Origin of the sequence: Paenibacillus alkaliterrae, from assembly GCF_021532375.1 — a bacterium.
Taxonomy (GTDB): domain Bacteria; phylum Bacillota; class Bacilli; order Paenibacillales; family Paenibacillaceae; genus Pristimantibacillus; species Pristimantibacillus alkaliterrae.
This window is the reverse complement of sequence record NZ_JAKGAP010000065.1, coordinates 19,057-30,296: the sequence shown is the minus strand read 5'-3', so window position 1 is coordinate 30,296 and position 11,240 is coordinate 19,057. Positions and strand designations below refer to the sequence as shown.

Sequence of the window (11,240 nt, the reverse complement as noted above, 5' to 3'; positions counted from 1 at the left end):
AATGTCGGAAAGCCGTATGCGGGAAAACCGCACGTACGGTTTGATGAGGAGGGGCTGGTACTCCCAGCCCTTTACTCTACTCCGACAGGTGTTTACCTCTTTTGGGCGGAATGAGTCATTGCAGCCGTTTCAACAAGTGATGAACTCATTGGAAGTACATATCGATACGATGAATGAACGGCTGAGCGAGAAGAATCGTTCCCGTCCATTCATGCTGCCTTCTCAGGAGAAGTCATTTGTGCCTTACTACTTCTTGGATGCTTTGTTCAAAGTGATGGAGCAAACCGATTATCGCGCACTTCCTGCGCAGAGCAGTCAGGGGGTCATGAAGGCTGTGTTCCAAAACTGGACAGCCTTCTTCGCCAGTATGAAGGACTACCGCATGCATCCTGAGAAATACACCGGAAAGCCTAATATTCCGGGATATGCTCGGAGCAAGTTGAAAGAAGTCGAATTCTCCAATCAGGATTGCGTGATCAAAGGACGGAAGTTTCTCAAGCTTCCCAAGACCAAGCTGCTGCTTAATATCGGCAAGTTAGGCTGTTCCGGCGGACAGCTGATGCAGGTGCGCGTGGTGCCAAGGCATGGACACTATGTCGTTGAAATGGTCTTCGCTTATCCGATAGAAAAGAAGGAAGCAGCGAAAGAAAACACGCTCGCGGTTGATCTTGGCGTTGACAATCTTGCAACCATCGTCACGACTACCGGTTCGAAACCGATGATCGTGAAGGGCAAGATCGTCAAAGCATTCAATCAGTATTACAACAAGATGAAAGCGCATTATACCCGTATTCTTCGTCAAGGCAATGAACCGCACAAAGGGGCGCATACGTCCAGACGATTGGAACGATTGCATCTGAAGCGCCATCGCCGGATCAAAGACTTGTTCCACAAAGCAAGTCATCACATCGTCAAGCTGGCCGTGGAGCAACATATCGGCACAATCGTCACCCGCGCATAACGATGGATGGAAGCAACCGTCTGCTATGGGACGGCGAAACAATTAGTTCTTCTGCCACATCCCACACCGGATGCTCATCGCGATGATCCAGTATAAGGCGGCTGAACAGGGGATAACGGTCCTCCTGACCGAAGAAGCATACACCTCGAAAGCCAGCTTCATAGATCAAGACCCATTGCCGCGTTATGACGAAAAGGGGGCATGGACCTTCTCCGGCAAGCGAATATGTCGCGCGCTGTATACGAACACGAAGGGCTTGATTCATGCCGATGTGAACGGCGCCGCCAACATTTTGCGCAAAGTATTCCCAAACGTATCCGCCAAAGGAACCGATGGGATAGAGGGGTTGGACGGTAAACAGTCCGTCAACGTGTCAACTCCACTGGTGTTAAGCATCCTGAAATAAGTAAGGACGATACATCAGAAACCCCCACTTCAGCCGAAGCGACAGCATCGGTAAGTGGTGGGAGTATTCATGCCCGATATGTATTTAATCTATACCAGCATTACTTCACGAACGGCGTAAATGCTTATATTTACTGGAATATGGTGCTTGAGCCGAAGGGCAGGAGCACTTGGGGATGGGAGCAGAACGCGATGCTGACCGTCGACCCCGCTGCTAAGCAGGTGACGCATAATCCCGAGTTTTATGTGATGAAGCATTTTGCTCATTTTACGGCGCCGGGTGACCTGCGAATTGGGCTGAAAGGTCCGTGGGCCGGTAATGCGGTTGCCTTCGAGAAGCCGGACGGAACACGGGTCCTGGTACTCGCTAATCCTTTCGCGGATAAACGTGAGCTGCGATTATCCATCGGCACCTTGAATTATGAATTTAAGCTCGAACCGGAATCCTTCCATACGATCGTCATCCCCGGCCATTGACGACTTCAAACGACTAACGCCTTCCATCCTGTGAGGCGTTAGTTTTTTGCTCATATGAATCTAACGGAAATAGGGTAAAATACATCTTTACAGAAGACAGTCGGGAGGGGCGGGAATCTATGTTAACCAAGCTTATGTGCAAGGTGATGGAGCCCTTCAGAAGAAGCATCCGCAACAAACTCATTTTTACGATGATAATTTTGTCGGTCGTTCCGATAATCGCGGTCACAGGGCTCGCTGCTGAAAATAACCGTAAAACGATGGAGTCTGAGGTAATTAGCACAAATCTGTCCAATATGAAATGGACCGGCATTTACTTAGGAGAGCAATTCGCGCAATTAAACAATTTGATCTATACGGTACTGATCAGCCCTCATATAAGCGATTATTTAGCAAATACGGAGGAGGCCAGTCTATCTATCCAGTTCGCGGCGCAAAAAAACATTATCGATACGCTTACCAGCTTATTTTATTCGGCCGGCAATCATGTCATAGGCGCCCAGATGTATTTGGATGACCCAAACAAGCTGTTCACGATTAATGCTACTCAAAGCGATATCGAATCCGTCCCTGGCATTCCTTCTCTTTATAAACCATTATTCGAGCATAACAAAGATTTTATTATTCAATCGGATGGATCGGAAGGCGATGAATTTCAGTTGGTCAGGAGCATCAATCGCTTCGAGAATCAGGAGAAGCTCGGCGGCATTTCCTTAAACATACGATGGTCCATGTTAGATCAGACGCTTGATTTGATCGGTCGCGGAGTGCAGCATAAGGTGCTTATAGCCGGACCTGACGGCCGTATTCTCTACCAGCCCGAAGGCGAGGCACCAACAGAGGAGACGATGAAGCGGATTAACCATGCGGGTGATGGACAAGGCTATTTCCGGCTGCCGGACCAATATGTCTTCTATAATACGATCGATCCGGTTGGCTTAAAGCTTATCAAGATCATTCCCACCAGCTTTATCAATCAGAGCGCTCTGGCTACGATGCGCTTCGGTATTATCGTAGGTGCGATTTCCGTCGCGGTATCGATTCTCATCGCGATTTTGTTAGCGTGGAGAACGGCAACGCCGATCGTAAGACTGGCCAGATCAATGCAAGGTTTAGGCCTGATTAGGGAAACGGAGGTTCAGGTTAGCAACCGGCTGGACGAGATCGGCCTGCTTGAAACGAAGCTGAATAACATGTCTTCCCGCATTAAGGAACATATTAAAACGGAATACAGCATCAGTCTCGAAAAAAAAACGGCGGAACTTAAAGCGCTGCAGGCGCAAATCAATCCGCATTTTTTGCAAAACACACTTCAAATGATCGGTAGTATGCTATTTACTAAAAAACCGGCAGAAAGCTATGAAATTATCCGGTCGCTCAGCGAAATGTTCCGATACGTCATACGTGATCCGGACGATCTGGCGTCGTTAAAATCGGAGCTGGATCATTTGAACAATTATATGCTCATTCAACAGCAGCGGTTCTCGTCCAGACTGACATATACGATTGAAGTTGATGAGACTTTGCTGACATGCGCCATCCCAAAGCTGACGCTGCAGCCGATCGTGGAAAATGCTTTTTTCCATGGCTTAGATACGAAATCCGGCAATTGGAAGCTTGATGTTGCGTTATATCGCGAGCAGAGCATGGTTCATATTCAAATCCGCGACAACGGTGTTGGTATTAGGAGCGATAAGCTGGCAGAACTGCGCAAGAGACTTAGCAACCAAAGCGGTCAAGTGTGGACGCATGGACAACGGATCGGCATCCAAAACGTAGCTTCCCGCATTCATTTGCATTTCGGTACGGAATATGGCATTTGGGTCGATAGCGAGCTTGATAGAGGAACGGCGGTTACCGTACGAATACCAATGGAGGCTGGGAGAGATCGAGATGATTAAAGTGCTGCTCGTCGATGACGAGAGCTGGACAAGGGATATTGTCAAAGCATTCGGGGACTGGGAACAATTCGAAATGGAAATTGCAGGAGAAGCGGATGACGGCTTGGAGGCACTCCGGCTTATGGAAGCTTTGTCGCCTCAAATCGTTATTACTGACATGCGCATGCCCGGCGTTGACGGGGTTAGGCTGCTTGAATCTTTAAATGATCAATATCCCGATATAAAAACGATCGTGGTCAGCGGCTACGATGACTTTCAATATGCGAAGCATGCGCTTCGTTACCGTGCGGTGGATTACCTATTGAAACCCGTTGATCCTAAGGAGCTGAATGCCGCTCTGCAAAAATGCAAGAACGAGCTTGAGGCAGCGGCTCAGCCGGATCGCCCTGCCTTGGAGTTAGATATCGATTTATCTTATCTATTATCTTCTTATAAGCAGGTACTTAGATCCCATTTTAATGAATTGAACAAGGAGGGCATTGCTGCGACTTTGCATCAAATGTCGGAGGAGCTGGAACGAAGCGGGATTATGAAAGCGGGCATGCTTGAGCAGGTCGTGCAGGAAATGCTGCTGCTGTTAAAAGAGCTCATGTTCGCTAACTCCATTGACATGGACAACCTCAAAGCCGCTTATGGTCAAGAAACTTTTGCAGCGCCTGCGAATACCGTTTTATTCATTACACATCATTATATCGAGACAATTGAGCTGCTCATCCAGCATAGAAAGTTTAAAAACAAGCTGAACCTGGAAGAAGTTCGCTTATTTATGGAGAAGCATTATGCCGAGCCAATCACATTAGAACAATTGGCAAGAGCTTTTTTCGTGAGCAAGGAATATTTGAGCAAGATGTTCAAGCAAGAATTTGGTCGGAATGTAACCGATTATATGCTGCATTTGCGCATGGTCAAAGCAAAGGAATGGCTGTCCGACGAGAGCATTCCGATCAAGACCGTGGCCGAAATGGCGGGTTACGAGGATGTGACTTATTTTTATCGTGTGTTTAAAAAGCATTTTGGAGTTGCACCGGGCGAAATGAGGAAAAGCGGCGAGGTTTAAAATTGTCCAAACAAATGGTCTAATTCCGTCCAATTAAACGCTTTCATTTTTTAGGTACAATGAAAGCGTCAACAAAACAAGTCATTGGGAGGTCACAAAGAAATGAAAAAGATGATAAAAGGTTTGCTCGTTACGGTATTGGCAACAACGCTCCTTGCAGGCTGCGGAAACAACGCAAACCAAGCGGGAGAAGCGGATGGCGCATCTAACAGCGGTGAAGCAAAAAGCGTAAAGCTTAAAATGTTTATCGCCCAGCCGCGATTGAAGGAGCACTATGATAAGTATATTGCAGATTTCGTGGCCAAGGAAAAAGCGGAGAAAAACATCGATGTGTCCGTCCAGCTTGAAATGCCTACGGCGGATAACGCAGCTCAAATTTTGAAGACGCGCCTTGCATCGAATGATGCGCCAGACATCTTTGCCCTTCATGCGATTAATGAAATTCCTTCTTATTACAAAGCAGGATATCTGGAGGATTTGTCCAGTCAGCCGTTTGTAGGCAAGCTGCTGGATAGCGTTAAGCCTTCTGTAACGACAACGGATGGCAAAGTGGTTGCCGTTCCTTTGGAGACGCTGTCTTGGGGTTACCTCTATAACAAAACGATATTTACCGAGCAAGGGCTGACGCCGCCAACGACGCTGACAGAAATGAAAGCGGTTGTTGAGAAACTGAAGTCGAATAACATTACGCCATTCGTTCTTTCTTACAAAGAATCGTGGATTCCACAGCTTGTGCTTCCGCTTGCGGCAGGAGCGCTCATCAATACGGAAAACGCTGACTTTATCGATCGCATGAACAAGGATGAAGGCTCATTCACCGAAATGAAGAGCATGTTCGACATCTTCGATCTGATCAATGCTAACGGAACGGATAAAGCGACGGAGATTGGCGGCGACGATGGCGCTGCGGCATTCGCTACAGGCAAAGGAGCCATGTGGCTGCAAGGACCATGGTATGCGGAAACGATTCTGAAGTCGAATCCGGAGCTGGATTTCGGTGTAGCACCGCTGCCGATCAATGATAACTCTGATGCAACCTTAATCAATCTAAGCGCTTCAACATCGCTTGCCGTATCGAAGAGCAGCAAAAACAAAGAGGTTGCGCTTGATTTCATCAACTATGTGCTGGACGACAAGGCTTCGAACGATTTCTTCCAAGCGCTGAAATTTAATCCGATTGCTACCGTTCATACGTACGAGAGTTATCCTTGGGTTAACGATGCAACTGCTTATGTAAAGGAAGGCAAATCGTATCAGGATCCGGCCATACCACAATCCGTTAAAGACGAGGTGGGCAAAGGACTTCAAGCTTACTATGCCGGACAGCTGTCGCAGGACGACGTGCTGAAGGCGCTTGATAAAGCGTGGAAATCCTTTAACAAGGTGAACAAGTAATAAAACGATGACGGGAAGAGGGAGAACGAGCGCTTCGCTCGTCTTCCTTCCGGTCTTAGCAGATACACATAAGGAGAGGGGCGAAACCAATGCCTGTCAGAAGCTTCAAAAAATACTTCTCGTTATTTACGTTCGTAGCGCCCGCTTTTGTTTTATATGCTATCTTTCTGCTTATTCCGACGCTGGGCGGGATGTTCTACAGCTTTACCGATTGGAACGGTCTGAATCGAAGCTATGATTTTATCGGCTTCGGCAATTTTGTTGAAGCGCTTGCCGAGGATCCGGATTTTGTAAATTCCTTATGGTTTACTTTAAAATACGTGCTGTTCATGATCGTATTGCAAAATCTATTTGCTTTAGGGCTGGCGGTTTTCATTGAATCCCGATCGAGAAGCAAGGGGTTCTTCCGTACCATATTTTTTATGCCAAACATGATCAGTACGATCATCAGCGCATTTATGTGGACATTCGTATTTGCACAGGTGCTGCCGCAGCTTGCCGAGAAAACAGCGTTTGCGTTTCTGGACCAAGCTTGGATCGGAGATCCGAACGTTTCCTTTTTCTCCATCTTGACCGTATCGCTATGGAACGGCGTAGGATACATGATGATCATCTATTTGGCCGGACTGCAGGGAGTGCCGCAAAGCTTGAAGGAAGCGGCTCTCATTGACGGCGCGACTCCTTTTCAGACGTTCCGCAACGTGACGCTTCCGATGATTACGCATGCGATTACGATCTGTTTCTTCTTAACGTTAAACGGAGCCTTTAAGGTGTTCGAGGTTGTATACGGCCTGACCGGCGGCGGTCCGGGACGGAGTACGCAGGTTATTACGATGAACATTTATGAGGAAGCGTTCTCCAACAATTTCCGTTATGGTTATGCAAGCGCTAAATCGGTTATTTTATTCGTAATTATTCTTATTTTTACATTCATTCAAATTCGTGTTATGAAGAAACGGGAGGTGGAAGCATGATTCAGAAAAAATCAACGTCCCTGCTTATTACGATTATGCTGTCAATCGGGGCGGCGGTTTCTTTCTTCCCGATTTATTTAGCCGTAATCAATTCCTTCAAGTCGCAAGGTGAAATGTTCCGCTCATTCGTTTCTTTGCCTGCGAAAATTCATTTCGGCAACTATATCGATGCGTTTCAGAAAATCAATCTGCTAAACAGCACGCTCAATTCGGTTATTATTTCGCTGCTCGGAATCGGAGGGATTGTGTTATGCGCATCTTTGGCCGGCTATAAGCTTTCCCGGACCAGCGGCAAATTAAGCAACCTCATTTTCTTTCTATTCATTGCCTCTATGCTCGTTCCGTTCCATTCGATTATGATTCCGTTGACAAGAATGGCCAAATCCTTGTCGGTGCAAGGCAGCACCTATGGATTGGCGATCATATATATCGGGTTAGGCGTCAATATGGCGATCTTTCTGTACCACGGCTTCGTGAAGTCCATACCGAGAGAGCTGGAGGAAGCGGCGCAAATTGATGGCTGCAATGAGTATCAGACCTTCTTCCGTATTATTTTTCCGCTGCTGGTTCCGATTACGGTAACGATTGCAATTCTTGATTTCCTGTGGATTTGGAATGACTTTCTGCTTCCGCTGCTTATGCTGACGGATTCGGAGAGCTTCACGCTGATTTTGTCCACGAACACACTGTTCGGGGAATATAATAAGGACTGGTCGCTTATATTGGCAGCACTCGTGTTGACGGCCATTCCGGTCATTATTATTTACTCTTTCTTCCAAAGGTTCATTATGCACGGCATCGCCGAGGGTGCGGTCAAAGGCTGAGAAAAGGAGCTTACCTATGAACAAATTATTGTATGGCGTTGCCTATTACGATGAATATATGCCTCATGAGCGGCTTGATGAGGACATCCGGATGATGAAGGAAGCGGACATCAACGCGGTCCGTATTGCAGAGTCAACCTGGAGCACGCATGAGCCGCAAAACGGCGTGTTTGATTTTAGCTCCGTTGACAGGGTGCTGGATGCGATGTATCAGGCTGGCATCCATGTCATCGTCGGAACGCCGACCTATGCGGTGCCGGCCTGGATGGTGAAGGAGCATCCGGACGTATTGGCGGTTACGGCGAACGGTCCCGGCAAATACGGAGCGCGTCAAATTATGGATATTACGAATCCGGCTTATCTATTCTACTCGGAGCGTATCATTCGCAAGCTGATCAGCCGCGTCAGCAGTCATCCGGCCGTTATCGGCTACCAGACAGATAATGAGACGAAGCATTATGATACGGCAGGTCCGAACGTTCAACTGCAGTTCGTGAAATATATGCGGGATACCTATGAATCGTTGGATCGCATAAATGCGATGTTCGGACTCGACTATTGGAGCAATCGCATTAACAGCTGGGAGGACTTCCCTTCTGTCATCGGTACGATAAATGGCAGCTTAGGGGCGGAGTTCGCTAAATTCCAGCGTATGCTCGTCAACGACTTTTTGGCATGGCAAGTATCGATCGTGAACGAATATAAGCGCCCGGGACAATTCGTGACGCAAAATTTCGATTTCGAATGGCGCGGCTATTCATTCGGCGTGCAGCCGTCCGTCGACCATTTTGCCGCATCGGAGCCGTTTGATATTGCCGGCGTTGATATTTACCACCCTTCGCAGGATGATTTGACCGGCATCGAAATTGCTTTCGGCGGCGACATGACGCGATCCTTGAAGGGCGGCAGCTACTTGGTGCTTGAGACGCAGGCGCAAGCCTTTCCGCATTGGACGCCGTATCCGGGCCAATTGCGGCTGCAGGCTTTCAGCCATCTTGCCTCTGGCGCGAACATGGTCGCTTACTGGCATTGGCATTCCATTCATAATTCGTTCGAAACGTATTGGAAGGGGCTGCTTAGCCACGATTTTAAACCGAATCCGGTTTATAACGAAGCCAAAACAATTGGAGCAGATTTCCGGCGGCTAAGTCATGAGCTCGTTAATCTAAGCAAAAAAAATCAGGTTGCGATAATGGTCAGCAACGAAGCTTTGACCGCGATGCAATGGTTCAAGCTGCCGGATGGGAAGACTTATAATGACGTTGTTCGTTCGCTATATGATGAATTGTACAAGCTGAATGTGGAATGCGACTTTATTCAACCGTCCAGTCCCAGGTTGAGTGAATACAAGCTGATTATCGTTCCGGCGCTTTATGCGGTATCGGATGAGAGCTTGGAGAAATTAAATGAGTTTGTTCGCGACGGCGGACATGTCGTCTATTCATTTAAAAGCGGCTTTGCAGATGAAGTTGTTAAGGTCCGCGACTCGCAGCAGCCAGGTATTATTCATGAGGCCTGCGGCATATCTTACAGTATGTTCGTGACGCCGAACCAGGTTGGCCTGAAGGGCAAACTGATTGAAACCGCCGATGAAGGCAGCGAGGTAGAGGCTTGGATGGAGCTTCTTACGCCGACTTCAGCGGAAGTGCTAGCTTACTATGATCATAAGCAATGGGGCGAGTATGCCGCCATTACCCGTAACCGGCATGGCAACGGAACAGCAACTTATATCGGCTGCATGCCGAGTGCGGCTATCGTAAGAAAGGTGCTTGCGGGAGCGGTGAAGGAGGCTGGGCTATGGGGGTCCGATCAGGAGCTTGTCTTTCACGTTATAGCGAGATCAGGCACGAATGCAGCCGGTAAACGAATCCATTATTATTTTAACTATTCAAACGAGCCTGCGGCATTTGTTTATCCGCATCCGGATGGACAGGAGTTATTGTCCGGTCATAAGGTTGCGGGCGGACAGAAGCTGGAGCTTGCTCCTTGGGGCTTATTTATCATAAAACAATAAAAAGAGACAGGGCTGAGGCGATCTTGACATGCTTCAGCCTTATTTGTGTATGCTAGCTGTCGTATTGACCTGTACAGGAGCAGGGAATTGTATTTGAATTAATGGATAAAATAAAAAATAAAACAAGGGAGTAAAACAAATGAATTCGAACCCAATACCATTGACATCAACGGAATTAGGAAACTTGTGGATGACTTATCAAGAAAAAACAATGTTATTAAGGTTCTTAGAGTATTTCCTTGAACATGCGGAAGATCAAGAAATACAACAAATCTTAAAGTCAACTTACGATTTGTCGGGACAATTTGTAGAAACCATAAAAAATATTTTCCAACAAGAAGGAGCTGTTATTCCGATTGGCTTCACTGTAAACGACGTCAATAAAGGAGTTCCTAAATTATTTGATTATCTGTATGAATCCATGTTTTTACACATGATGGGCAAGATAGAGGCTAGTCTTTTTGCGTTGTACTCAACGATGGCCTATCGCAAAGATATAAGAAAATTATTTATCGATTTAACTGCAAACTCACAACAAATGTTTGACCAATGCACGGAATTGCTTTTAGAAAAAGGGGTTCTTGTCCGCCCGCCTTATATGTCAATGCCAAAAGAAGTTACCTTTATTAAGGATAATCATTATTTATCGGGATTTAATTTGCTAGGGGATACCAGATCATTAAATGCTATTGAAATTTCCCTTATCCATCATGCCATTGAGACAAATCTGACAGGCATGCAATTAATGATTGGATTCGCCCAAGTAGCTCATGATAAACAAGTACAACAATATTTTGTTAAAGGAATGAAATTGTCGAAGGATGTTGAAACCACATTAGGTGAATATTTACGTCAGGATTATATAGAGCCACCGGCTACTCATGCAGGTAAAGCCACCAATTCAACTGTTGCTCCCTTTACGGATAAGTTAATGATGTATATCACCAATTTGTTAGGATCTTTTGGCCTTGGGAGCAATGCGCTTGGCGGAGCTTTTAGTTTGCGAGGCGATTTACCGGTTACGATGGCTCGGCTTGCTCTGAAAATTGTTCCCTTTGTCAAAGAAGGTGGAGAAATAATGATCAAAAACAGTTGGATGGAGGAACCACCGCAAATAGAAGATAGAAAACAACTGACGAAATCATGATTGAAGCTGCCGACTTGGCGGCTTTATTTAATCATTTATCAATGTTCACACTTCATTATTGAAGTGGTATAATTATAAGAAAACT

The 11,240-nt window shown here is 46.6% G+C and carries 7 protein-coding genes and 2 pseudogenes; all 9 read left to right on the top strand.

The annotated features are described in order from the left end of the window. Positions 1 to 79: 79 nt before the first annotated feature. Positions 80 to 1,367, top strand: a pseudogene (locus L1N85_RS21630) (RNA-guided endonuclease InsQ/TnpB family protein); the annotation flags it as partial. A gap of 68 nt (positions 1,368 to 1,435) precedes the next feature. Next, positions 1,436 to 1,843: pseudogene (locus tag L1N85_RS21620) on the top strand (glycoside hydrolase family 30 beta sandwich domain-containing protein); the annotation flags it as partial. Positions 1,844 to 1,962: 119 nt separating this feature from the next. Then, positions 1,963 to 3,744: a sensor histidine kinase gene (locus L1N85_RS21615; RefSeq protein ID WP_235241130.1), complete on the top strand. Its 1,782-nt coding sequence runs from the start codon at positions 1,963 to 1,965 to the stop codon at positions 3,742 to 3,744. Continuing rightward, on the top strand, positions 3,737 to 4,801 hold the full coding sequence (locus L1N85_RS21610; protein WP_235241129.1) for a response regulator transcription factor: 1,065 nt from the start codon (positions 3,737 to 3,739) through the stop codon (positions 4,799 to 4,801). The genes L1N85_RS21615 and L1N85_RS21610 overlap by 8 nt, the downstream gene beginning before the upstream one ends. 102 nt (positions 4,802 to 4,903) lie before the next feature. Next, entirely contained in the window at positions 4,904 to 6,196 is a 1,293-nt protein-coding gene (locus tag L1N85_RS21605) for an ABC transporter substrate-binding protein (protein WP_235241128.1), read from the top strand. Between the two features lie 89 nt (positions 6,197 to 6,285). After that, on the top strand, positions 6,286 to 7,170 hold the full coding sequence (locus L1N85_RS21600; protein ID WP_235241127.1) for a carbohydrate ABC transporter permease: 885 nt from the start codon (positions 6,286 to 6,288) through the stop codon (positions 7,168 to 7,170). Further along, positions 7,167 to 7,994, top strand: a complete 828-nt coding sequence (locus L1N85_RS21595) for a carbohydrate ABC transporter permease (RefSeq protein WP_235241126.1) — start codon at positions 7,167 to 7,169, stop codon at positions 7,992 to 7,994. The genes L1N85_RS21600 and L1N85_RS21595 overlap by 4 nt, the downstream gene beginning before the upstream one ends. Positions 7,995 to 8,010: 16 nt before the next feature. Then, complete coding sequence (locus L1N85_RS21590; protein WP_235241125.1) at positions 8,011 to 10,008, top strand: beta-galactosidase; 1,998 nt, start codon at positions 8,011 to 8,013, stop codon at positions 10,006 to 10,008. 139 nt (positions 10,009 to 10,147) lie between these two features. After that, positions 10,148 to 11,155 carry a DUF3231 family protein gene (locus tag L1N85_RS21585; RefSeq protein WP_235241124.1) on the top strand — a complete coding sequence of 336 codons (1,008 nt, stop codon included), beginning with the start codon at positions 10,148 to 10,150 and terminating at the stop codon, positions 11,153 to 11,155. Positions 11,156 to 11,240: the final 85 nt, after the last annotated feature.